Source organism: Marinomonas rhizomae (assembly GCF_024397855.1).
GTDB lineage: Bacteria > Pseudomonadota > Gammaproteobacteria > Pseudomonadales > Marinomonadaceae > Marinomonas > Marinomonas rhizomae_A.
Genome location: NZ_CP073343.1, coordinates 229,933 through 254,445 on the forward strand (window position 1 = coordinate 229,933; position 24,513 = coordinate 254,445).

At 44.1% G+C, this 24,513-nt stretch carries 19 protein-coding genes; 9 read left to right on the plus strand and 10 right to left on the minus strand.

Going from position 1 to position 24,513, the window contains the following annotated elements:
• Positions 1 to 10: 10 nt before the first annotated feature.
• Positions 11 to 652 (minus strand): TetR/AcrR family transcriptional regulator, encoded by a 642-nt coding sequence (locus KDW99_RS00975; protein ID WP_255827476.1) that lies wholly within the window; start codon positions 650 to 652, stop codon positions 11 to 13.
• A gap of 169 nt (positions 653 to 821) precedes the next feature.
• Positions 822 to 2,699 (minus strand): bifunctional glutathionylspermidine amidase/synthase, encoded by a 1,878-nt coding sequence (gene gss / locus KDW99_RS00980; protein WP_255827477.1) that lies wholly within the window; start codon positions 2,697 to 2,699, stop codon positions 822 to 824.
• A 254-nt stretch (positions 2,700 to 2,953) separates the two neighbouring features.
• Here gss and KDW99_RS00985 point away from each other — a divergent pair, with 254 nt between their 5' ends.
• The gene (locus KDW99_RS00985; RefSeq protein ID WP_255827478.1) at positions 2,954 to 4,030 is read left to right on the plus strand and encodes an alkene reductase; all 1,077 of its coding nucleotides are present in this window, start codon (positions 2,954 to 2,956) and stop codon (positions 4,028 to 4,030) included.
• Between the two features lie 72 nt (positions 4,031 to 4,102).
• Here the strand turns inward: KDW99_RS00985 and madM are convergent, their stop codons facing one another.
• Both madM and madL read right to left on the minus strand, forming a co-directional pair.
• A complete protein-coding gene (gene madM, locus KDW99_RS00990) occupies positions 4,103 to 4,870 on the minus strand; it encodes a malonate transporter subunit MadM (protein WP_255827479.1) in 768 nt (255 codons plus the stop codon).
• A 9-nt stretch (positions 4,871 to 4,879) separates the two neighbouring features.
• Positions 4,880 to 5,281, minus strand: coding sequence for a malonate transporter subunit MadL (gene madL, locus KDW99_RS00995; RefSeq protein WP_255827480.1), 402 nt, complete (start codon positions 5,279 to 5,281; stop codon positions 4,880 to 4,882).
• A 697-nt stretch (positions 5,282 to 5,978) separates the two neighbouring features.
• On the opposite strand from madL, the gene KDW99_RS01000 reads away from it, so the two are divergent.
• Both KDW99_RS01000 and KDW99_RS01005 read left to right on the plus strand, forming a co-directional pair.
• Entirely contained in the window at positions 5,979 to 7,136 is a 1,158-nt protein-coding gene (locus tag KDW99_RS01000; protein ID WP_370646869.1) for a methionine aminotransferase, read from the plus strand.
• Between the two features lie 297 nt (positions 7,137 to 7,433).
• The gene (locus KDW99_RS01005) at positions 7,434 to 9,686 is read left to right on the plus strand and encodes a bifunctional diguanylate cyclase/phosphodiesterase (RefSeq protein ID WP_255827481.1); all 2,253 of its coding nucleotides are present in this window, start codon (positions 7,434 to 7,436) and stop codon (positions 9,684 to 9,686) included.
• 44 nt (positions 9,687 to 9,730) lie between these two features.
• Here KDW99_RS01005 and KDW99_RS01010 read toward each other — a convergent pair whose 3' ends face one another.
• Both KDW99_RS01010 and KDW99_RS01015 read right to left on the minus strand, forming a co-directional pair.
• Positions 9,731 to 10,138 carry a GFA family protein gene (locus tag KDW99_RS01010; RefSeq protein ID WP_255827482.1) on the minus strand — a complete coding sequence of 136 codons (408 nt, stop codon included), beginning with the start codon at positions 10,136 to 10,138 and terminating at the stop codon, positions 9,731 to 9,733.
• 29 nt (positions 10,139 to 10,167) lie between these two features.
• Positions 10,168 to 10,443 carry an Lrp/AsnC family transcriptional regulator gene (locus KDW99_RS01015; protein ID WP_110574507.1) on the minus strand — a complete coding sequence of 92 codons (276 nt, stop codon included), beginning with the start codon at positions 10,441 to 10,443 and terminating at the stop codon, positions 10,168 to 10,170.
• 461 nt (positions 10,444 to 10,904) lie between these two features.
• Between KDW99_RS01015 and KDW99_RS01020 the strand changes: the two genes are divergently transcribed.
• On the plus strand, positions 10,905 to 12,200 hold the full coding sequence (locus tag KDW99_RS01020) for a sensor domain-containing phosphodiesterase (RefSeq protein WP_255827483.1): 1,296 nt from the start codon (positions 10,905 to 10,907) through the stop codon (positions 12,198 to 12,200).
• Between the two features lie 287 nt (positions 12,201 to 12,487).
• Positions 12,488 to 13,777, plus strand: a complete 1,290-nt coding sequence (locus tag KDW99_RS01025) for a dicarboxylate/amino acid:cation symporter (protein WP_255827484.1) — start codon at positions 12,488 to 12,490, stop codon at positions 13,775 to 13,777.
• Positions 13,778 to 13,881: 104 nt separating this feature from the next.
• Here KDW99_RS01025 and KDW99_RS01030 read toward each other — a convergent pair whose 3' ends face one another.
• A complete protein-coding gene (locus KDW99_RS01030) occupies positions 13,882 to 14,922 on the minus strand; it encodes a zinc-dependent alcohol dehydrogenase family protein (protein WP_255827485.1) in 1,041 nt (346 codons plus the stop codon).
• Between the two features lie 140 nt (positions 14,923 to 15,062).
• Between KDW99_RS01030 and KDW99_RS01035 the strand changes: the two genes are divergently transcribed.
• From KDW99_RS01035 to KDW99_RS01045, 3 genes are all read left to right on the plus strand, one after another.
• Positions 15,063 to 15,524: an Lrp/AsnC family transcriptional regulator gene (locus KDW99_RS01035; protein WP_255827486.1), complete on the plus strand. Its 462-nt coding sequence runs from the start codon at positions 15,063 to 15,065 to the stop codon at positions 15,522 to 15,524.
• Between the two features lie 215 nt (positions 15,525 to 15,739).
• Entirely contained in the window at positions 15,740 to 16,192 is a 453-nt protein-coding gene (locus KDW99_RS01040; RefSeq protein ID WP_255827487.1) for a PA2169 family four-helix-bundle protein, read from the plus strand.
• Positions 16,193 to 16,462: 270 nt separating this feature from the next.
• Positions 16,463 to 18,451, plus strand: coding sequence for a BCCT family transporter (locus KDW99_RS01045; protein WP_255827488.1), 1,989 nt, complete (start codon positions 16,463 to 16,465; stop codon positions 18,449 to 18,451).
• Positions 18,452 to 18,537: 86 nt separating this feature from the next.
• Here KDW99_RS01045 and KDW99_RS01050 read toward each other — a convergent pair whose 3' ends face one another.
• A complete protein-coding gene (locus KDW99_RS01050; protein WP_255827489.1) occupies positions 18,538 to 20,190 on the minus strand; it encodes a diacylglycerol kinase family protein in 1,653 nt (550 codons plus the stop codon).
• 135 nt (positions 20,191 to 20,325) lie between these two features.
• A complete protein-coding gene (locus tag KDW99_RS01055) occupies positions 20,326 to 21,195 on the minus strand; it encodes a LysR family transcriptional regulator (RefSeq protein WP_255827490.1) in 870 nt (289 codons plus the stop codon).
• Positions 21,196 to 21,328: 133 nt separating this feature from the next.
• On the opposite strand from KDW99_RS01055, the gene KDW99_RS01060 reads away from it, so the two are divergent.
• A complete protein-coding gene (locus KDW99_RS01060) occupies positions 21,329 to 22,540 on the plus strand; it encodes an MFS transporter (protein ID WP_255827491.1) in 1,212 nt (403 codons plus the stop codon).
• A 36-nt stretch (positions 22,541 to 22,576) separates the two neighbouring features.
• Here KDW99_RS01060 and KDW99_RS01065 read toward each other — a convergent pair whose 3' ends face one another.
• Positions 22,577 to 24,505, minus strand: a complete 1,929-nt coding sequence (locus KDW99_RS01065) for a B12-binding domain-containing radical SAM protein (RefSeq protein ID WP_255827492.1) — start codon at positions 24,503 to 24,505, stop codon at positions 22,577 to 22,579.
• Between the last annotated feature and the right edge of the window lie 8 nt (positions 24,506 to 24,513).

Genomic DNA, 24,513 nt, shown 5'->3' on the forward strand with positions numbered 1-24,513 from the left:
TCATCCTTTTTTAGATTTGTGGCGATGGCTTCAGACCATCGAGTAGTAGCTGGATTAACACAGGGGTAAGTTTCGGAATGGCCTCTTGTTCAATTTCCATCAGGGCGTCTCGGCGTAGCAGCATACGGCGGAAAAAAGTTGGGACGCTGTTAAATAGTGTGACCGCCAAATAGGCCGCGGGGACGTCAGCGCGAATGCTGCCTTCTGCTTGTCCTAGGGAGACAATGTCTGTGAGAGATTTGCTGACTGTATCGGGTAATAGTTGGGTCAGTTTATCGCGAAACTCGGTGGGGATACGTGATCCAGCGTAGTAACCATCAAATTCCGCGATGAAGCGGTCATCGTCTGCATATTGAACATCAGAATACGCTTGCATTAGGACACCAAGCCCTTCGAGAACACTGGAAAAATGACGCGCTTTAATTTTGTCTATGATGCCTTCATATACACCGATTTTGCGGGTAAGAACCACCACTAGAATAGAAAAGCCCAAATCGTATTTGTCTTGGTAATAGCGGTATAAAGTATTACGGCTTATGCCAGTGGCCGCCGCAATGTCTTTCATTTGAGTATCGGCAAAGCCATTTTCGATAAAAAGAGCTTCGGCAATAGTGATAATTTTGTTCCGAGTGGCCTCGGTTTGGTGAACCATTCTCGTCGTCATAATAAATGTTACACGTGTTATATTTTTTATTAATCTAAGAGGTGGTGGGTTTTTAGTCAATCATTAGTTACCAAAAAAAAGCCTTTGCTCCATCGTCTGAGGCAAAGGCTTCGATATAAACGCAATTTAATTTATTGGTTTGGCCAGGGCTGGCTTGTTATTCGATAACGCGCAAGGCCATTAAGTCGCTGTCTTTGGTAATAACCAAGGTTGGATCAACACGTAAGCAGCTGCCAGCGTAGTGTCCCGCGACCGAAAAAGTACACACTTGCGAGCGATATCCTTCAATATCAGGCAGCTTCCATAAGGCTTGGAAAATTTGATCTTGATGAGCAAAACGCCCAGCTGTCTCTTCCATTAAGTCGTCTTTGCCATCGTACAAGCTGATGTTAAAGCCACAACGCCCAGCGATAGGTTTACTCACGTAACCGTTGGTTTTTAATGCATCGCTTAAGTCAAATGACGATTCCAATAAATAGGGATGGTCTGGGAAAAGCAGCCATAAAACCGGTAAAATCGCTTTATTACTGGGAATAAGTGTCCAAAGTGGTTCATATACCATGACGTCTTTACGCAATAAAACGTCGACTAAACGTGGTGCCTCACTGCGAGGTGCATCGGTTTTGTAGTCGCGAAGGCGTTGCTCATCGTCATCGCATTCGGCACGGATTTGATCTAGTGCCGTTTCCCATGCCCAGGTTTTCCATACCCAACGGATTTTGACACCGTCAGCATCGACCACATCACCGTCTTCGTCCCAACGTAAGCTACTGACGCCCTTGATGACTTTGCAATCGAGCCCCGCTTTTTCCATGGTACGCTTCATGAAAAGCGCGTGGTAATTCTCTTCTAAGTCTGTGTCCTGCATGATGTGAATCACACCTTTTACCGCACTGTTTTTCCACGCTTCGATCAATTCATCGACTAATTCTGTCGCAGAACCTTCGCCTTCCGCTACGCCATAATGCGTGGCCCACTTGTCTTGAATAATACCGGCTTCCATGTAGCAAGAGGCTGAGTCGCAGTTGTATTCGTATACCTTGATGCCTTGAGCAGACAGGCTGAAATCAAAGCGTCCGGTGATCATCTGGTTGCGACGGTTGTCCCAAGATTGATGGATTTTAGGCCACAAGGCAGGAGGTATATTAAAGCTAGAAAGCAGATCATCGTTTTGCAGCACATAATCGGTAGCGTGCATAAACAAGGCGTGTAATTCATTGGTCGCGCGTTTTAGTTCTCGTTCAGCGGACTCTGTCATCACCATGTATTTGTAGTCGTCTTCCGGTCGACTGGCGAGTTTGTGCCCGCCCATCATGTCGACAAAGGCTTCTTCCGCTAGATTCGCTATATTTAGCCAAGCACGAGAAGCTTGGCCTTTGTTTGGTACATGGCGAATTTGTAAATCAAACAACGCTGGGTCGTCTGGTTCAATATTTTCTGCGTGCAGGTCATCTTCAGTTTGGATGACCCAGCCCATAATGGACGCATCGCCATAGGAGCAACGCAGCCAATAACCACCATCTTTGCTGATACGCGCATCAAGCACGCGAGAGTAATCTTGGCCTTCTTCCCACACTTGATGGCCGACGTTTTGCTCGACCAAGTATAAGCGATCCGGTAAAACTTTAGTGACAATCGCCACATGGCCGGTAACTTCAAATTCACCGCCTTCGTTCCAAATCAAAAGAGCACCGACTTCAGGATGTCGTAATGAGCCATTGCGAAAGGATTTCAGTGGCAAGCGGCTCTCGTCGGCAATGAGCCGAGCTGACGTTAAACGAAAAATATCATAAGCCATAGCAACATCATCAAAGATATAGCCTTTATTGAGATACAACCAACGCCTAGCAAACTCAACGCATTGCCACTTGTAGCCCATGAAAATGCCATCTACATAACTACGATAGGCATGCCGGTTGGGCAATTCATTGTCATCGGCGGAATCATAGTCGGAAGAGTAAACGGGCACATTGCCTGGCGCTATACCTAACAGGGTGCCAAAAGGCGCGATTGGCCTGCTGGAGTCGGATGTCATTAGCTTGAATTCCCTCACACGAAACGTGTTCAAACGGGTAAAAGAAAGTCGACATAAATGTCGTCTGATGCTCGCAATATAGTCCTTGAAAAGGTGACCTGCAAGCACTCTTGATGCTTATTTTTTGATCTGTATTTGAGAGAAGTTTGAACGACTATTCAGGAAAGAAAGTGCACGAGATTGTTTTTTAAAATAACTGCCATATCTAGTGTTTATCCTTTCTATAAAGATTGAAAATTATTCTGGAGTTCATCATGACAAACACAGCCACAAACCTGTTCAGCCCAGTAAAAGTGGGAAACTTAGAGTTACCTAATCGTTTTATCATGGCGCCTTTGACTCGCACACGTGCTCCTGGTCATCAGCCAAATGCCTTGATGGCAGAATATTATGCTCAACGCGCCAGCACAGGGTTGTTGATCACCGAATGTACTATGGTGACTGAGGGCACATCAGCCTTTGGTGATGATCCAGGTATATATTCCGCTGAACAGATCGAAGGCTGGAAGCTAACGACAAACGCCGTTCATGAAAAAGGCGGCCGTATATTTATGCAAATTTGGCATGGTGGTCGTGCTTGTCATCCGTTATTAAATGGTGGCAAAGAAGCTGTTTCTGCTAGCGCCATTGCAATCGATGGTGAAACTCATACACCTGAAGGCAAAAAGCCCTACACGGTACCTCGTGCATTAACCGTGTCTGAAATCAAAGACATTGTGGGAGATTTTCGTCAAGCGGCCATCAATGCAAAAGAAGCAGGTTTTGATGGTGTTGAAATTCACGGTGCCAATGGTTACTTGATTGATCAATTTTTGCGTGAAAGCTCTAACCAACGCACTGATGAATATGGTGGCTCCTTGGAAAATCGTGTCCGCTTCTTAACGGAAGTGATCGAAGCGGTAACAGGCGTATTTGGCAGTGATCGAGTTGGCTTGCGTCTATCTCCGCTCAATAGCTTCCAAAGCATGAAAGAAGGCGACCCACTGGCTTGGACTCGATTTTTGAGTGAGCACTTAAATCGCTTTAACTTGGCGTATTTGCATTTAATGCGTGCGGACTTCTTTGGCGAGCAGCAAGCTGATGTTGTCAGCGTTGCGCGTGAGGCTTACAAAGGTCATTTGATGGTAAACATGGGCTACTCGCCAGAAGAAGCCAATCAAGTGCTAGCAGATAATCAAGCGGACAGCGTGGCGTTTGGTAAAGACATTCTTGCCAACCCTGATTTTGTCGAACGTGTTCAGGCGGGCGCTGAATTAAACGAGCCTAATCCAAACACCTTCTACACATCTGGTGCCGTAGGTTATACCGATTATCCATTTATGACTGCGTAATACATAAACCTGATGTAGCGAACAAAAAACGCCAAGGCAATTGCCTTGGCGTTTTTGTTTGTAATGGCTAAATTAGCCTGGAAGAATGGTTCTGACGGCTATAAATAAAATAGAAGGCCCCAACAGGCAGCCAAGCGCTGTGTAGAAAGCGGCAGTAATACAGCCATAAGGGACCAGCTTTGCGTCCGTTGCAGCAAGCCCTGCCGCCACACCACTCGATGTGCCCATTAGTCCGCCAAAGATAATGGCCGTTCTTGGGTTATTCAGTCGAATAAGTGGCGCTACAAAAGGCGTCATCACCATCACAAGGATAGATTTCACCAAACCTGCGGCGATAGAAAGGGCAATCACTTCGGAGCTTGCGCCAATGGCAGCGCCTGTGACAGGCCCAACAATGTAAGTAATCGCTCCCGCACCTATAGTCGTTATACTGACGGCGTCGGTATAACCAAACATCACAGCGATAATAGCGCCCACGATAAAAGAAGAAAAAATACCGAAGAAAAGGGCAGTAACACCCGCCATTCCCGCGCGTTTAAGTTCGTCTATCTTGACGCCAAAGCCCGTTGCGACAATGGCAAAGTCTCGTAACATTGAGCCGCCCAGCAGCCCGATACCAGACAACAAAGGAACGTTTACAACGCCTTTACTGCCACCAGTAAATAGACCGCCGAAATACGCCATTGTTAGGCCAAGAAGAATAGCAATAGCGGAGCCATGAATACGCCCATGAGTCAATTTTTCTGAGAGCCAATAGGAGATCCACATAGTGAAACCAATAACAGCAAATCCGGTAATTAAGCTGTATTTCGTGCTAACTAAAAGTAATGATTCGAACATACAGTCACCTTATAGATTGCTGGTTGATTTAGAGGCATTGTCTGACGTCTTATCGCCGCTGCTTCCCATGCGATCAATAACAGGCACCAAAGCAAATGCGACGACAACCGCCATGACACCGGCAAGGATTGCCATTGGGCCACCGCTTAAAGCACCATAAACGTTTTGAGTTGCTGCCATCGCGACAACAACGGGTATGTAGATGGCACTCCAGAACTCGACTCCTTGTTCTGTCTTTGCATCGATGTAACCTTTTTTGTTCAAATAGCTACTGATAAGAATCAGCAGGATCATGGCAATACCAACACCGCCAACATTTGCGGGAAGGCCCATTAAATGACCCAAAATCTGACCTATACTAATTCCTGCTAACGTACATATTGATAATAACGCGACGCCATAAATAATCATTTCTCTCTCCACTCTTATCTTTTTTGTTTTTGGATGAAAATATTGCGAACTGGCTTAGATCTGTGTATTTGCCACCTTGCATTAATCTCACCTCCCTGTGTTTATTGCGCTTCCTTAGGTATTCATAAAATAGCTTTAAGACTTATGTTTTCGATACGGTAGCACTCTCCTCCCTTTAACGTTTTCCGAAATAGCCCTGTAAGAGTGCTGCTATGAGGCATCTCTAGAGCTGTGTTTATATCGCTAGGGCAATGTAAGAATCGAGTGTGTGCGACAATTATTCATTGCCTTCACGAGGTAAGCTGAAACAGAGTAAGAAGTGTTGGATCACTCTCAGGAGAGAGCGCAATTCGGGTGTGAGAGTTCATACAGATACAGCCTCCAATCCCTTGGCTTCTGACTTTTTCAGTCGCGTTTTTCACTCGTTTTTTCCATCCAGAGCGAGCTGATATTTTCTATTTAGATTAACAAGGTAAACTGTTTTTACCCTTTTCTGAAGTAAATTTATCATCGTTTGAATAAGCAACGCTTTACTGCAGTGATTATCAGCATGCCTTTTTTAATAAAATAAGGGTAGAGTCATCACATTGAAATGAGAGTTATTAATAATCTTTGACTCTGGATTATTTTTTCATAGAGAATGGCTTTCAAATTCAGGACTTCCACTGCCCAACCTTATATGATGAGGCAAAACATCGTGACCATCTCTTCTACTCTTACTTCCAAATTACCATCCGTCGGCACCACTATTTTTACCAGAATGTCGGCATTAGCAGCGGAAAAAGGTGCGATTAATTTGTCGCAAGGCTTTCCAGATTTTCCACCTGATGCGCGATTATTGGCGCGTGCCTCGCAAGCGATTCTAACGGGTAATAACCAGTATTCTCCTATGACTGGTTTGCCAATATTACGAGATGCTATTGCTAACTTGATTGAGCGTCACTATGACCGTCAGGTCAGTGCTTTAAATGAAATTACGGTAACCAGTGGTGCGTCAGAAGCCATTTTTGATGCAATTACAGCGTTAGTGCATGACGGTGACGAAGTGATTCTGTTTGATCCCGCTTATGACTTATACGAGCCAGCGCTGAGCTTAGCGGGCGGTGTTTGTAAGCGAGTGACGTTAACCGCGCCAAACTTTCGCCCTGATTGGCTGGCATTTGCTGAATTACTTACCGATAAGACACGTTTGGTCTTAATTAATACGCCTCATAATCCGACGGGAAGCTGTTGGTTGGCAGAGGATTTAGAATCCTTATGGCAAGCTATTGCGAGCCGAGACATTTATGTCCTGTCTGATGAAGTGTATGAATTTATCCACTTTGGTGAATCCGCTGTTAGTGTTCACAAACACGCAGAGCTTTCAAAGCGTAGCTTGGTGGTATCGTCTTTTGGTAAAAGTTTTCACTTAACGGGCTGGAAAGTGGGTTATGTTGTGGCGCCAACGGAATTAACCATGGAACTGCGCAAAGTGCATCAATTTGTGTCCTTCTGCACAGCAACGCCTTTGCAACAGGCTTTGGGAGAACACCTAACCGCTGAACCTGAAGCAAGCACTGGCTTGGCCAGCTTTTATCGTCAAAAGCGCGATGTATTGAGAGGCGCATTAGCTAACAGCCGTTTTAAGCTATTGCCTTGTGAAGGCACCTATTTTCAATTATTGGATTACAGCGCGATCAGTGATTTGGACGACGTGGCGTTTTGCGAATGGCTTATTGATCAAGTCGGCGTGGCCGCGATTCCTGTGAGCGTTTTTTACCAGCAAGCGCCAAGAGATCAGCGCATAATTCGTCTATGTTTTGCTAAAGAAGAAATTACTTTATTAGAAGCCGCGCAAAGACTTTCTCAATTGTAAAAATTGTTGAAACTTTTGAGTGTAATATGTTTCATATTGATGCGTGTTGTATATGTCTTTTTATTTGTCAGATAACTAACGTTATACTGATAAATATAGGCAATTCATTTATCTCGCTTAGTGTTGAGACGTTATTTCTACCACATGTTTGATTTGAAGATACTTTTTGTAGTAGCAAGGATATGATCATCTATTATGTTTAACACGTTAAAAGGACGGGTGTACTTTCTTGCTTTCCTTATAATATTTCCATGTTATCTTTTTATATATGAGAGTTTTGGCTACAGTCGAAACATCGTGAAAGATGAAGTGCTTAAAGTCGCAGACATCGTGTCTTATCAAGTGGCTGATATTCAAGAGCACTTGGTTCAATCTGCGTATGTTTTTTTATCCAATCTTGCCGTTTCCCCTAAGTTACAAGACCCCGATTCTGATGAATGCCGACGCTTTGTTGTCGAGTTACTTCCCCTATACAGTAGCTATGTCAACATTGGCGTGCCAAATCGTAATGGGATTCTTACTTGTAATGGGATGCCATTATCTCAAGCAGTTGATGTCAGTGATCGCAGTTATATTCGTGACGCGATTACTGGTCGGTACTTTACATCTAGTGGTGTACAAGTTGATCGAGTGACAGGCGTGCCTACGGTTAATTTCGCTTACCCCATTTTAAATCAGCAGAATATAAATGACGTCGTCGGTGCTGCAGTGGTGGTTATTTCGTTAGAGTGGTGGCGCTCCTTTATGGAAAGAAGCCAATTACCACCGCGTAGTGTGGCGTATATTTTAGATGCTAATAACCAATCAGTAGCAACTTATCCCCCAGGCATTAAATATGTTCCTCCGGCCGTACTTGATCGCTTTTGGCGGTCAGAGGATGGCGTTAATCGTGTATTTCACAAGCGCCAGATAATGGACGATGAAGGCAATGTACAACTGACCTTCCTAACGGGCGTTGCGGTTGACACAGCGTTAAGTGCCGTAAATAAACGATACATTATGATCACTATGGTCTTTTCTGTTTTGATTATATTGGTTTTGATATTGATGCATTTCTTTTTTATGCGCTCAATATTAAAACCGTTAAATGTCTTGACGGACTTGGCCATTCGGTTAGGTCGAAATGAAAAAATGCCGACTAATAGTCCGATTGGGGTTAAGGAAATGGATTACCTACAGCGACGTTTCTTGGAAATGGCGTCATTGAAGCAAAAAGCAGAGCAAGACATTATTGAACAGGCTCAAACTGACCGTTTAACCGGCATTTCTAATCGTGATGCATTTAGTCAAATACTCTCTGATAGCTTGGCGCAAGTTGATCCACAACATGGGAAGTTAGCGGTTATTTTGCTCGATCTTGATAATTTCAAAGAAATAAACGATACCCGTGGGCACGAAGTCGGAGATGCTATTTTGCAGCAGATTGCTGACCGCCTCATACAATACCCTTTTTATGCTAAGTGCATTAGCCGCTTGGGTGGGGATGAATTTGTCTTCTTGTTTGATGATCAACAGGTTGATTTATCAAAGGTTCTTATGTTGGCAGAAAATATTCATAGCCTCGTCAAACAACCCTATTTTGTATTCAATGATAATGTGATGGTGTCAGCAAGTTGCGGTGTGGCGGTTTATCCTGATGATGGGCGTGACAGTCGAGCCTTAATGGGGGCCGTGGATCAAGCTATGTATCATGCGAAGGCCAGTGGTCGGAATTGTGTTAAACGCTTTGATTGGAGCTTGCAGCAGGCACTGTTAGATAAAGTCGAGTTGATTAAAGACTTAAATAAAGCGTTAAAAAATGATGAGTTCTTTTTGGTGTATCAGCCCATAGTCGATCAAGCCGGTAAGGCATCAAAATTTGAAGCCTTAATCCGTTGGAATCATCCAGAAAAAGGCCTTGTTAGCCCCGATCAATTTATTCCTGCCGCCGAAGAGTCCGGTCTTATCATAGATATTGGAGATTGGGTCATTCAAGAAGCGAAGACGGCATTATCTACACTACAAATTGCTCGAGGACAGGATGTGCAGATAGGGGTCAATGTATCTCCATTGCAGCTCTTAAATCGCCGTGAAGGTGCCAATGTGTTTTTATCGAGCTTGATGACCGACTCTGGTGAGTCAAATCATGGAGCAGATGAAACGAATGGTTTGATAGTGGAAATCACCGAAAATCTATTAATGGAGCTGGATGAGCATACTCGTCAAGTTTTATTAGACTTCAGAAAAAATGGTATACAAGTGGCGTTAGATGACTTTGGTACAGGTTATTCATCATTAGCGTACATAATGAATTACGACATTGATTTCTTGAAAATCGACCAAAGTTTTGTGCAAACACTGGGTCCTGAGTCCTCCTCTTCTTCCCTTTGTGAAGCAATTATTTCCATGGCTCACAAATTGGGAATTACGGTTGTCGCAGAAGGCGTTGAAACCAGACAACAAGCCGATTTATTGTTGCAGTTTGGCTGTGATTATTTGCAAGGATATTACTTTGCGAAGCCATTACGTTTAGAAGAGGCGATTATTTATCCAATTCAGCAAACTCTCTAGCAGCATAAAACAGATGCATAGGCTGCTAGATTATTGCCATCAAGTTAGCTTGGCATAGCGTCGAATGTAGGAATATCGCCTAAGCTCTCATCCCAGTTGCCTTTGCTGTCTAGGAATATGTGCGCCTGTGGCGTTATATCGACATCTGTATCTAAGCAACCTGCCGGTACGACAACCAAACCACGAGCTTTCGCATCGGTAGGGACATTGGAGCCACAAACAGAGCAAAATGTACGAGCAAAGTTAGTGTCTTCTAATCGATAAAAGCTGAGTTTATCTTCGCCGCTTAACCAACTTAACGTAGCGCCTGGAGCAAATAGATTGGCACAATGCGCCGTGCCAGATGTTTTTCTACAACGGCTACAATGACAAAGGAAAAACTTCTTAAATTCCCCTTCCAACTCAAACTTAACTGCACCACACAAACAAGATCCAGCGTGAAGATGACTCATAACAGTTCGCTCCAAAGAGAGTTTTAAACTTAAACGCCGACAGAAAACATGCCTTCTAAATCATGTTTTGAATAAGCGCGAAACGCCAGCATAGTTTCTGTTTTCAAAATGTTATCGATCTGTGCAAGATGCTGTGTCACCAATTCAGATAATTGATCATTGGTCTGCACACGTGCAATAGCGGTGATGTCGTATGAACCGCTGACTGAATACACTTCAGATAAACCTTCAATAGAAGCCAATTTTTCAGCGACTTGGTTGATGTACTTTTTCTCAACAGAAAGCATGATAATCGCGGTAACCATAGAATGTCCTTTTTGAATTGTTAATGTACGCTGAGACTTGAATGAAAAGAGGTGTCAGCGAATAGGGGAATTAAAGCACCTTAAGAGGCTATTTACAAAGGCGCAAAGAGGGAAGTTAAGTGGATAAATGGGAAAATTAGAATGGTGAAAAAATGGCTTTAAGGAGGAAGATGACATGTATTGAGTAATACTACCGTCTGAAAAGTGAGAAATATTTAGCCATCAATTTCTATAAAAAAACTTTATAACAATCGCGAATGTTAAATTATCTTTGATCTGTTTACTTAACTATTCATTTGTTTACGCAATAGTTTTGAAAAAAAACGCTAGACTCATTTGATTACATATTGGCGCGGAAAAAATACGGTAAGAGATTTAGTGCTTTTGGTATGCTTTATCTACGTCTTGGGGTGAACTTCATCATGCCTAATACATATAAAACCATTTCTTAGAGGTAGAAGGTGTTCGAGACAAACACAGCAAAAATAAATAATAGCGTCGATTTAATGATGTCTATTTTGGGTGTTCAGAATCAAAGCAGAATGGACGCGGAGCTTTTAGCCGGTTCATTTAGTAGTGATTTAGAGCATCTAGTTCAAACTATTCGACAGCATTTAGGGATGGATGTCGCTTTTTTGTCTCGTTTTCATAATGGTCATCGTGAAATGTTACAAGTCGACAAAAAAGACATTTGTAATGGCTCACTCAATAAAGGCCACAAGGATAAAAATGAAGAAACTTATTGCCAGCTAATTGCCGAAGAAAAACTGCCGAAAATTATTCCAGATACGTCGCAAAACGAAATCACCAAAGCGTTAGCCGTAACAAACATTTTAAATATAGGCAGTTATATTGGTGTCCCTATCTATCTCTCTGATGATTCTCTTTATGGCACCTTGTGTTGTTTCAGCGAGAAAGCAGATGAGTCATTGACGAATAAAGATCTTTCGATATTAACGCTGTTCGCCAAGTTTGCTGCGCGTAATATTGAAAAAGATCTGAACGAGAGCCAACTGCATCAGTCTGCAAGAGATAATATTTTCGATATTATTAATAACAAACGACTGACTGTTGTATTTCAGCCGATTTATGATGTTAAAAGTAAGTCCATTAAAGGCTTTGAGTGTTTATCACGTTTTCAAACCGAGCCATATCGTTCGCCTGATTATTGGTTTAATCAAGCCAATGTGTCTGGTGTTGGTGAAGCGCTGGAGTTGTTTGCCATTGAAGAAGCGTTAAGTCTTCTGCCCAGTATTCCAGAGCAGTATTACATCACGCTCAATATTTCTCCTAAGTACCTTACCTCGTCTTATCTGCAAACCATGTTAGACAAAGCCCCTTTGCACCGTATTATTCTAGAAGTAACCGAGCGTGAATCTATTCCAGACTATAAGGCGTTTAGAAATGCCATTCAGCACTTTCGAGACAGAGGCATGCGCCTTGCCGTTGATGATGCAGGGGCCGGCTTTGCCAGCTTCCAGCATATATTGGAGCTGGAGGCCGATATCATTAAATTAGATAGAAGCTTAATCGCTAATATCAATTCAGATCATAGAAAGAGAGCCTTGGTTGCCGCACTCATTGGCTTCGCGAAAGAAACCAAAAGCACAGTTTTAGGCGAGGGAGTGGAGACCTTAGCGGAGCTAGAAGTGCTGCAAGAATTGGGCGCACAAAAAATTCAGGGTTATTTCTTCTGCCATCCACTACCGCTTAAAGATGTGCTGGCTTTTTGTGATGCACAAAATTTAACCGCTTAATAAGTCTATTAAGATAAAATACCGAACGTATGTACTTTATCTTTTTATAACATTAACTTAAATCTTTATCGTTCTGCTGTGTTAAGCGTTTTTTCTTTTCTAAGAACTTTTAAAAACGCTACCAATTTTACCTCTTCTGTTCTTGGTCATTACGCTGTCTTTGCCCTTCATACCGAAAAAAATAATTTTCATGCACTATAATGGCATGTATTATGCGTGACTTTTATTTTAGCGCTTCGATAATTTTCTAGCTAAAACAACGATAATAAATGGAATGAGAGGGTCTTATGAATACAACGTTTAAAGTGCTACTTGGGATGGGGCTCGGCATCATCGTTGGCTTGATCCTTAATTTAACGGGGCTAAATGCGGATGGAACATGGGCGAACAGTTATTTAACGGATGGCTTGTTTAAAGTCGTTGGTACAATGTTCGTTAACGCCCTGAAAATGCTTGTTGTTCCGCTGGTTTTCTTCTCTTTAGTGTGTGGTGTATGCGGCATAGGTGACATAAAGCTGCTGGGAAGGATTGGGTCTAAATCTTTCATTCTATATTTAGTGACCACCGCCATTGCGATTGCCGCAGCACTGACTATTGCCACTGCTTTTGGTATTGGTGAAGGTATGAATGCCGAGTCCTCTGCCACCTTTACTGGGAAAGACTCTCCACCATTATCGACGGTATTGATTAATATCGTTCCTTCAAACCCTATTAGCGCCATGGCGCAAGGTGACATGCTTCCGGTGATCTTTTTCTCGATCATGTTTGGTGTCAGCATCTTAATGGTAGGGCAAAAAGCTAAGGTTGTTAGCGATTTCATTGAGTCATTGAACGACATAATGATGAAGATGGTCACCATTATTATGGAAGTGGCACCGTATGCCGTGTTCTGTCTTATCGCTAGAGCGATAGCGGATTTGGGAATGGATTTGCTCGCTCAGTTGTTAGGTTATGTATTGGTGCTGATTGGCGTCTTGTTCTTCCACTTATTTGTGACTTTGCAAGTGATCCTGAAAGTCTTGTCTGGCTTGAGCCCAATTACTTTCATGAAGAAAATGCGTAACACTCAAGTGTTTGCTTTTAGTACATCCAGCTCCAATGCGACTATTCCTGTCACTTTACGTGCAGTGACAAAACGTTTGGGTGTGAAGAACTCAGTAGCGTCTTTTACTGTGCCGTTTGGTGCGACCATTAATATGGATGGTACCGCCATCATGCAGGGTGTCGCGACCGTCTTTATAGCTAATATCTACAATGTAGAGCTTGGTATGATGGGTTACCTAACAGTGATCTTGATGTCTGTACTGGCATCGATTGGTACCGCAGGCGTGCCGGGTGTTGGCTTGATTATGCTGTCTATGGTGTTTGCTCAAGTAGGCTTACCAATCGAAGGTATTGGCTTGATCTTGGGAGTGGACCGCTTGTTAGACATGATTCGTACTGCGGTTAACGTGTCTGGTGATGCTGTAGTGTCTACCGTGGTTGCTAAGAGCGAAGGACAGTTAGACGAAAGTGTCTATAATGATCCTAATGCGGGTAATCAGTCTGAAATGCACTTAGAAACCAAACAGAGCTAATAACGGTTAGTATCAGAGGATTCTCTGAACAAACGAATCGTCTAAAAAAGAGAAGAGCGCAGCCCTCAAGGGTAAGCGCTCTTTTTTTACATGTGATACAGAGTTTAGAAACGTGTAACGACAGTCACGCCCGGTGGATTGATCTTGTCTATGTTGGTTAGCGCTGCAATAGATTCTTCTAGGCTGATGGTGCGGCCAAGTAGTTTTTCTGGGCTGAGTTTTCCTGACTTGATCATTGATAACATGGCATCGTAACGGAACGCCTGCATGCCGTGACTGCCAATAATTTCTAGCTCGTGAGCAATAACCAGATTCATCGGAATTGGCGGTGTGGCTTGATCCGCTAACAGCAAGCCGACCTGAACGTGCTTGCCTAGCTTTTTCAAACTTTTAATGGAGTTGATACAGGTTGTTGGGTGGCCTAAAGCATCGATTGATACATGAGCTCCGCCACGGGTGATCTCTTTAATTGCTTCTGCTACATCAGCCACGCTGGTGGCATTTATGGTCGCGTAAGCGCCTAGGGCTTTTGCTAGTTCAAGTTTATCGTCTGTCACGTCCACCGCAATCACATTGGCACCAATGCTGTTAGCAATCATGATGGCTGACAAGCCAATACCGCCACAACCATGCACAGCCACCCATTGTCCTGCACTGACTTTACCCTGATCGACAACCGCTCTAAACGACGTCACAAAACGACAGCCAAGACTGGCCGCTGTGGTGAAGTCTATGCTTTCTGGCAAGGTAACAAGGTTTACATCCGCATGGTGAATAGAGACGTATTCTGCGAAAGAGCCCCAGTGAGTAAATCCGGGTTGGGTTTGATTACCACAGACTTGGTGATTACCGCCGTGACATTCAGGACAAGAGCCACAGCCGCTCACAAAGGGCACAGTAACTCGGTCACCGACTTTAAAGCGCTGAACATCTTTGCCTACGGCTTCAATAACACCTGCAAACTCATGACCTGGAACGTGTGGCAGCACAATGTCTGGATCGTGTCCCATCCAGCCATGCCAATCACTGCGGCAAACACCTGTCGCTTCAACTTTAATCACCACGCCATGGTTTTCTGGCGTTGGATCTTCGACATTCATAATTTTAGGTGTGGCTGAAAAGCTTTCGTAGACAACGGCTTTCATGGTGTTCTCCTTTGGTGATCAATACGTCAGCCTAATAGACTACTGAATATAGAAGAAATTACCTTGCTCTTTTCCTTGTATATCGGCGAACTTAAGAAATACTATTTCAGATATTTGGTTTTTAAGAGGGAAATCTTTCAATGAAGGCTTTGGATAAGGTAGACACTGATATCGTTCGACGTATGCAGCAGGACGGCAAGTTGACTAACGCAAAATTAGCCAGCGAACTTTCATTAAGTGAAACACCCTGTTGGCGTCGGCTAAAACGCCTAGAGGAAGAGGGCATCATTACCGATTATCAGGCGAACCTTGACCGACGTAAATTAGGCTTTGGTGTGATGGCATTTGTGCAGTTAACCTGTAATCAGCACGATGCAGAAATCACTCAAACTTTCGAACAGATGATCCAGCAGTGTGACAATGTTTTGTCTTGTCATAACACCACAGGTGAGGCGGACTTCTTGCTGCAAGTGGTTGCCAAAGATTTAGATGATTACAGCCGCTTTGTGGATCAGGTTCTCAGAAAGTTACCTGGCGTTTCAGCAATCGCTTCGAATATCTCCTTGCGAGAGCTTAAAGCATCAACACGGTTGCCAATATAAGTTTGGTTATTGTTTGAGGTGGTGCTAAGTACTCTAGTAACGCCTTTTCCATGTTTATTATGCGGTTTTTCTGAGGGGGGATATCGTCGCGTAGTTTTTTGCAAAAAAGGTGCAGTCTAAGTGCATCTACAGGAATACGGTTGTTTTTAATCCAGCCATCGCCAAGTATGTATGTAGGAACACGGAATAAAAGTAACGCTAACTAGGAGGAACATATGCAAAATCAAACTGCACAAGCCCACCACATTACAGACATTATTAAAGTAATGAACGGCGGTATTGAATTCTACCAAGAAGCGAAAACCAAACTAGACGACACAACTTATAATGCTTTTTTTGACCGCATGATAGGTGCTAAATCCGAATCCGTCGCAGAGCTTCAACCGTTTGCTGTTGTTCAGCAAGGTGAAGTAGAAACCGATACCAATAACTTGGTCAAAGCACGTCAGTCTTACACTAAGTTAATGTCTAAAATCTCCAGCGAATCCACGGCTTTTACCTATGTCGATCAGCTTGAAGAAGTGGAAGACAAGGTGCTAGAAGAGCTTGATCTCGCGCTAGAAAGAAACCAGACTCAAGATTGCGAAGTGACGCTGCGCCGAGTGAAAGTCAGAATGAAAGAGTGCCATGATGAAATGAAGGCGCTTCAAGTCGCTGCTCAACATTAATTGATATAGGTTGAGAGGCTGCGCTTTAGCCTTTGATTTGCTTTTACCTTATGGGTGGTATTAAGGCAAAAACTTAGCAGAAACGTTGCTGATCATTGTTAATGTTGTAAAGCCAGCATGGATAGATTAGGGATCCATGCTGGCTTTTTTTGTGCCTATTTAATGGACACTTTTTCTTATAAAAATATTTAGATGTCTAATTATAATTAGCCTCTCGGGTTGCTATTCCTCTTTTCTTTTGTCAGGGTATAAAAAGAGGAGGAACCTTTTATGACCAATTCACAGAAGACGGCAACGGGTGCAATACTGTTACCGGTATTCATCCCAAGCGTGATTGTTACCTTATTTCTTATTGTTGGAACTCTAAGTAATCCAGAGTTAGCTGGAGAAGTATTTCAAGGTGCATTGGCTTGGGTGACACAAACCTTTGGCTGGTTCTATATGTTGGCCACCGCCATTTTTCTCGTATTTTTGGTTTGTATCGGCTTCAGTCGTTGGGGCAATATACGTTTAGGTCCAGACCATGGAGACCCTGAATACAGTTTTCCCGCTTGGTTTGCGATGCTTTTTTCCGCAGGTTACGGGATTGCCTTGTTATTCTTTGGTGTGGCTGAGCCTGTCTTACACTTTTCTCAACCACCGAATGCCACAGCCGAAACCATTGGTGCCGCTCGTGAAGCCATGCAGATTGCCTACTTCCATTGGGGGTTACATATCTGGGGCATTTACGGCCTGATGGGGCTGGTTCTAGCTTACTTTGCCTTTCGCCATGGTTTGCCATTGTCGGTGCGCTCTGCACTATACCCCCTGATTGGTGATCGTATTTACGGGCCTATCGGTCATATTGTCGATGTGTTTGCCATTCTCGGTACTTTATTTGGTTTGGCGACCACGCTGGGTTTGTCGGTTACTCAAATCAACGCGGGTTTACATTACCTTTGGGAAGACATACCGATTAACACCACGGTGCAAATCACCGCTATTGGTTTAATTACGCTTGCTGCAATTGGTTCTGTGGTTGCGGGTATGGATAAGGGTGTCAAAAACCTTTCGATTTTGAATATGGGCTTGGCTGTCTTTATCATGGTGATTGTGTTTTTCGTCGGCCCAAGTATTCATATTCTTGATGCCTTCGTACAAAACACTGGCTCGTATCTCAGCAACATTGTAGAGCGTACGTTTAATCTACAGGCTTATACGCAAAGTGATTGGATTGGTAACTGGACGCTGTTTATCTTCGCGTGGACGATTGCTTGGGCACCGTTCGTCGGTTTGTTTATTGCCAAGATTAGCCGTGGTCGTACTATTCGTCAGTTTATCTTCGGTGTGCTTGCGGTTCCGACGCTGTTTACTTTCCTATGGTTTGCCATTTTTGGTGATACCGCACTGTATTTGATTATGGAGCAGGGTAAAGATGTATTGATTGGCGAAGTGCAAGCCGATCATTCGGTGGCACTATTTCAGTTCTATGATTTATTGCCTTGGTCTACGTTTCTATCTGTGGTTACCGTCTTTTTGATTATTACCTTCTTCGTTACCTCTTCGGATTCGGGGTCCTTAGTCGTTGATTCATTGGCTTCTGGTGGCGCATTAGAAACACCGGTTTGGCAGCGCGTCTTTTGGGCGTCTCTTGAAGGTATCATTGCTGCTACCTTATTGCTGGCTGGTGGGTTAGGTGCCTTGCAGACTATGAGTATTCTGGCGGCACTGCCTTTCGCTATCATCATGCTGGTGGCGGTACTGGGGTTATGGCGAGCCTTGGTGATTGAAGGACACCGTGGCGCAGCCGTGGAAGCCGCAGCAACACCAGGACGAGCATTCAGTAATGAAGGCAGCTGGCGTAAACGTTTAAGCACTCTGTTTAAATTCCCTGGTGAAGCCAAGGTGACACACTTTATTAAAGATGTGGTGGAACCGGCGATGGAAGAAGTACAAAAAGAGCTAGCAACTCATGGGTGGAAAGCCAATATCACCCGAGAGGAAAATGGCGTGACGTTCCAGCTAGAGCGTGACGAAAAATTGGACTTCTATTACCAAGTCGTGGCGACAGAGCATGAAATACCAGAGGCGCACAGTGAGAACTCCAAATACGATACGCATTGGCAAGCGGATGTGTATATTCGCAATGGTGCTCTGGGTTATGAACTCTATGGCTGCAGCCAAGATGAAGTCATTCGAGATTTGATTGACCAGCTAGAACAGTACTTCAACTTTGTTGATGCCGCGCCAGGGCAATTGCCTTGGAATACGGTGTCGTAGCTTAATTTCTTAAAGCGCTAAGCAAAAAAAGCCAGCATTGACTCAATGAGTGAATGCTGGCTTTTTATTAAATTGCTTATGCGCAACTAGTTTTGTTTTTCGCTAATAACCGACTCAGGAACGATGACACTTAAGGATTTAGGGCTAACGATGACTTCTAGTTTCTCTGCTTCGCGTTCTTCACCATCCACTACGTAATGACCAACTTGACTGATATCCACGGTCACACGTTGTGCGGAACGGTGAAAAATACCATTGTTACCTTCTGGTAAGTCGCTGTCTTCGTTTCTGTCGCCCATGCCAAGCATGGCCAATTCCGCTAAGTTCAATATCTGCATACGCTCAGGATCTAACCAAGTTAAATCCAGTTCGCCATCCATAATATTAGGCACACCTTTGCCTTGTGCTAACAAAGTGGTGATAGGTGCGGCGTTAGCAATGGTTAGGCTTGGTGTTTTGATGGTAAAAGGCTCATCGTCATTTAGCTGAATAGTAAACTCATGGACATCGTTCTGCCCAATGGCTTCCCATAAACCTTTCAAGTAAGCGAGCTGACCACTGGTATTCTTTTTACTGCGATCGGCTTTTTCAATCATTTGTTGTTCAAAACCAACGCCCGCCAGCAATAGCATTAACTCACCGTTACAGGTTGCTGTGTCGATACGTTGCTCGCAGCCATCAATTAGATTCAAGCAAATGGTTTCCAATGGCGCGATTTTTGACATGGTGCCGCACAATACATGACTTAACGCATTGGCGGTGCCAAACGGAATAATGCCCAGCTTAATATTAGAGCCCACCATGGCTGCAGCAACCTCGGTGACTGTGCCATCGCCACCGCAAGCAATGATCATATCCGGCGAGGCTTTAACTGCCTCTTTGGCTAATGCTGTGCCATTTTTCTCTGGTGTGGTGGTTTTCACTGTGACATCAAAATAGGCTGATAAGTATCGCAAAATGACGTCTTTTTGCTCTTCCCATTGGCGTGTTCCAGACACAGGGTTGGCGATTAACCAAGCAGAGTTATGCACCACTAACAGCTTATTATCCAAGGCACGTTTTAAATATTTAAACTGACGTTTGTTAAGCCGAGCTGTTTGACGGATTCCACGAATTTTATCCATGATGTCATCGGGGGACGACTTTGGGTTCTGGCTTAGTAAATACGCTGCCATCATAAATACCGAGCGACCACGCCCCAACGCGCAATGTACAACCACCGAACGCCCCGTTTTACGGTGAGTGTGTATCCAGTTCAGCGCTCGATGTATCTGTGTATCGGAAGGAACTGAATGATCAAGTATCGGAACGTTTAAATAATCGATATCAGTTTGATAAGACACCCAATTTAAAGAACTAAATTCTGCCGTTACATCTAAGACGGCATTGATGTTTTCGCTTTTAATTTGGTGAATATCAGAAGGAAATAAACGTCGAGCAAGGTACAAGCCTTCGTCTATTTTTTGCAACGCAGGAACAGAATCCGTGCTTCTTGCCCAGCTATTATAAAGTTGTGTGCTCCACAAAAACGGCATGAATACCCAGCGAATATAAACGGGTACCGAGCCATCGGAGCGTTTACGAAAAATAGTGGGTTTGTTAAGAAGGTAGGCAAGACTGACAGTGAAAAAAGACAAGGCGAACCATGCCCAAGCGAGCTGGAAATAAATATTGCTGGTCATAATAACCAACAAAACAAACACGGCAGTGACCAATAAATAATAGTTTGGTTTAAACAATACAACTCTCCCAAGAGTCCAGCCATAGTTCAAACAGAGTAACATACTGTTTTTTAAAAGTAAGACAGTAGCCTGTAAAGGTACAGGCAGAAAAAAGAATCTCGCAATAAAATGCAGATTTTGAGCAGAATTGTCTTAGTATCTGGCACCTATCATTAGTGGGTTAAAGATCGAGTTTTCGACAATAATTTTTTCTAAACGTCGCGTTGCCTCATTGGCTTTTGGCGATGTGAAAAGCGTCACTTCCATGTCTGGAAGAGTAGGCAAGTCCTCATAAATAGCCAAATCATCTTCTAAAGTATGGTAGGGGACAATACCAATTCCCACGCCAGCACGAACCGCTGCTAGAACGCCTGAACGGCTTTGGCTGGTAAAGGCGATGCGATAAGGAATCTTAGCATTGTCGAGTGCTTCACAGGCAAATTGACGGTGTTTACAACCCTCTGCAAATACCACCAATGGCAGTACGCTTTGAGTATGAACAAAATGATTTTTTGGCCCAATCCAAACCAATTCGTCACGGCGCAATCGAACGCCGCCTTCGGTATCAGCCAGCATTTCAACTAAAGCAATATCAAGCTTGCCTTTGTCCAAAAGCTCCAGCAAATAATCTGGACGGTAATCACAAACCGCTTCTAGCTCTGCTTCCGGGTAGCTCAAAATGAAGTCCTGCAAAAGTGGAGCAAGCGTGCGGCTGGCGTATTGATCATGAGTTCCCAACCGAACCACACCGCTGATGTCCATATTCTGAAACGAACCCATAATTTGATCATGCAGATTTAAAAGCTGTTGAGCATGCGCTTTTAATTGCTCTCCGACAGCCGTTAATCGCACACCATGTTGACCACGTTCCATAAGTGGGTTGGCGATTAAATCCTCCAAACGATTGAGCTGCATACTAATTGTCGATGGCGCTTTGTGCAGCTGTTTGGCTGCTTCAGTCAGGTTTAGCGTCTCAGCCACCACCATAAAAGTGCGAAGTAAATTTATCGGTAAATCACGCATTGTTTAGTTTTCAATATAGTTGAACGTAGAGTTGAATATTTATCGATTTACCGAATAAAAGCAAGCCCCTAATATGGCGCCATTGATTGTTTTTTATACATGCCTTTAGAGGTGTTTAAGCAAGGAGTTTGTGATGCGCATTCCAATAACATTCGGCTTTAATCAGGTTATCAGTCACGGCTTTGGCGTTTTTTTGTTTGCGGCATTAGTGCCAATGATGCAAGGCTCTGTTGATATAAATAGCTGGCATCTCGCCCTTGCTGGGGCGTTGACACAAGTGTCTTATCTTGTTGGCGCCATGTTATTGGGAGTGATTGGCCCGCGTTTAGATTCGGGTCGATTGTTATTGATCACGGGTAGCTTAACCACGTCTTTGCTGTTTACCATGGCATGGCTAGATAATACGACAATCATGATTTTTGTTCTCACCGTGATGGCGGCGAGCGCGGCGATTAGTTGGGGGTCGATTGTGGAATTGGTTACTCGCTATGGTCGCCCAGATCGAACCGCAACCAACCTGTCTATCGCTTCAAGTGGGACCGCTTGGGGTTACAGCGTTAACGGTTTGATCATTTTACTGATTGTTCCACTATTGGGATGGCGTAGCGGTTGGATGGCTGCATCGGTACTTGGACTGATTACCTTGGTAGTCACCTTTAGATTGCTTAAAAGCGTTCGATCTCAGTCACAGGATCAAGACATTGATGTTACTTTCGCAATGGGCACACGGCAGTTGTTTAAAACCGTATTGCGTGAACGCACCGCTTTTCTTGCTTGCTTGATTTTGCTACTAGTGGGCGCTTCAACCATGACGTTTACCACTTGGTTGAATACCTATTTGGCGGAGTTATCACTACCGCCAGCATTAGGAGGGTATACCTGGAGCATCATTGGGTTAACGGGCATGATCGCGGGTTTCTTTGTTGGCAAATTGGCAGATAAGAAAGGCCCTAGTGTCACGCTTTTGGTTATTTTTGGCATTTTTGCTTTAGGGTTGTTGGCTTTCACTTATCGCCCCGAGCAGTTTGTTATGCTTGCAGGCTTTGGTTACGGCATGATGTATTTTCCTATTTGGGGCATTATTGCTGGCTGGATAAGCAAACAATACTCTTCCAAAGCGACCATGCAGATCAACGGTATTGGCATGGTGACATTTGGACTGGGTGGTGCTCTTGGCAATGTCTTGGCGGGGATGATTTATGATGCGACTGGTAGTTTATCTAATGTGTATTTGTTGATCTGCGGGCTGGCTGTCATATTGTTTGTATTAGCAATGTATATCTTCTTGCATGAGCGCCAATCCAACAAACCACGTTCTGACAGCTTCTTACAGCCAGAAATCTGAAAGTATGGCGGAGCTATTCTCTAATGATCGTCAGCCTTATTGGCTGACGATCAAATCGTTCAAGGCTTTGGATATCAAGTTCTGTTTTACCAAGGTCGGTTTCACTGGTTTATCAAACCAAAAGTCCATTGATTGATCAAATCCAATGCCGTGCATGTAGTTGTAGAGCGCTTTACGAAGACCATCGCCTAACATGTCATGATCTGTGCCTGTCGGGTCGGTGAAGTCTACATCGTTTTCCGCGAACAAAATATCAGGACGTTCTGCTAGTGTGATGCCATATTCGTCTGGATTAATACCAATCGGACTGTGCGCTGTGGCAGCGAAACGATGCCAAAAAGCCGATTGAAAGCAGCCTTCCGCCATCATCTGACGTACCATGTCTAAAGCATCAATGGTTTCTTGTTCGGTTTGTGTAGGGAAGCCATACATCAAATAAGAATGCACCAGAATATCCGCATCACTGAAGGCTTTGGTAACACGCGCCACTTGCTCGACGCTGACACCTTTTTTCATCAGTTTAAGTAATCGATCCGATGCGACTTCGAGACCACCACTGACAGCAATACAGCCTGAATCGGCCAGTAGCTGACAACGCTCTGGCGTGAAGGTTTTTTCAAAACGAATATTGCCCCACCAACTGATCACCACGCCGCGTTCGATTAAGCGTCGTGCTAAGGCAAACAAGGCTTTGGGCGGAGCGGCTTCGTCGACAAAATGGAAACCTGTTTGCCCAGTTTCTTCGATCAATTCTTCTATTCGATCCACCAATATATCGGCACCTGCCGCATCGTAGCGGTCTATATAATCCAGTGTCACATCGCAAAAGCTGCATTTGCGCCAGTAACAACCGTGGGCAATAGTCAGCTTGTTCCAGCGTCCATCACTCCAGATGCGGTGCATGGGGTTAAGCATTTCACATAGGGACAAATATTCGGTTAACGGCAAGCCGTCGTAAATCGGTGTGCCCACATCGGTTTGGGGAATATCATGCAGCTCGGCGTTTTCATTGTAGTGAACGAATGGTTCGCCATCTTCGTCTTCAGAGAGGAAGTAAGTACGCACTAACTCATCAATTTCGCGCTGGCCGTCAAAAAATTCCAGCAAGGTCATAAAAGGACGTTCGCCATCATCAAGGCAGAGAAAATCGACAAACTCAAACACGCGAGGGTCTTTCAGTGCACGCAGCTCGGTATTGATAAAACCGCCGCCCAATACCACAGGCAGGTCTGGATTAATGCTTTTACAGGTTTGTGCAATACGCAGCGCGCCAAGCATATTACCGGGGAAGGGTACGGTTAACGCCACGACGCTGGGTTGGGTTTCTTCCAAGTACTGCTCGACTAACTGTTCTAGAATCTCAGAGCTAAAGCTCGGCTCGCCCATCAATGTATTATAAAGATCATCAAAGCTTGGGTTGGCTGCGGCTAAACGCTCACCGTAACGGCTTACTTCAAAATACGGATCGACGCCTTGAGTAATCACAGCCGACAAATCATTAATAAACAAAGTCGCTAGATATTTGGCTTTGTCCTGCACACCCAGTTGACCAAAGGCGGTTTTCAGAATATCACCAGACACAGCTTCCATCTGTTCTATGGCATCAAACGCAGGACCTTCTGGAAGAAAACGTCGAGATGTAATGCGCAGGGCAAGGCTGGAATCTTTGCCTTGTAAAAATCGAATAACGGGTTCAACACAAAGTCGATAGCGATCAAATTCTGCTAGAAAGGTAAAAATGGCATCGGGCAGTTCGTCGTCTTCAAATGATTCGAAGTTGTCTTCTACATGTTGGCGAATAATATCCAGCGCAGGGGCTGTCATCATCTCCAGGAATAACTCAATGGCAGGATCCCTTTGCACTGCTTCATAACCACGAGAGCGCAAAAAGCCAGTCAAATACGCCGTTGCTGGATACGGTGTATTCAGTTGCGTCATGGGTGGAGTCATCAGAAGAACGGTCATAGCCTTGC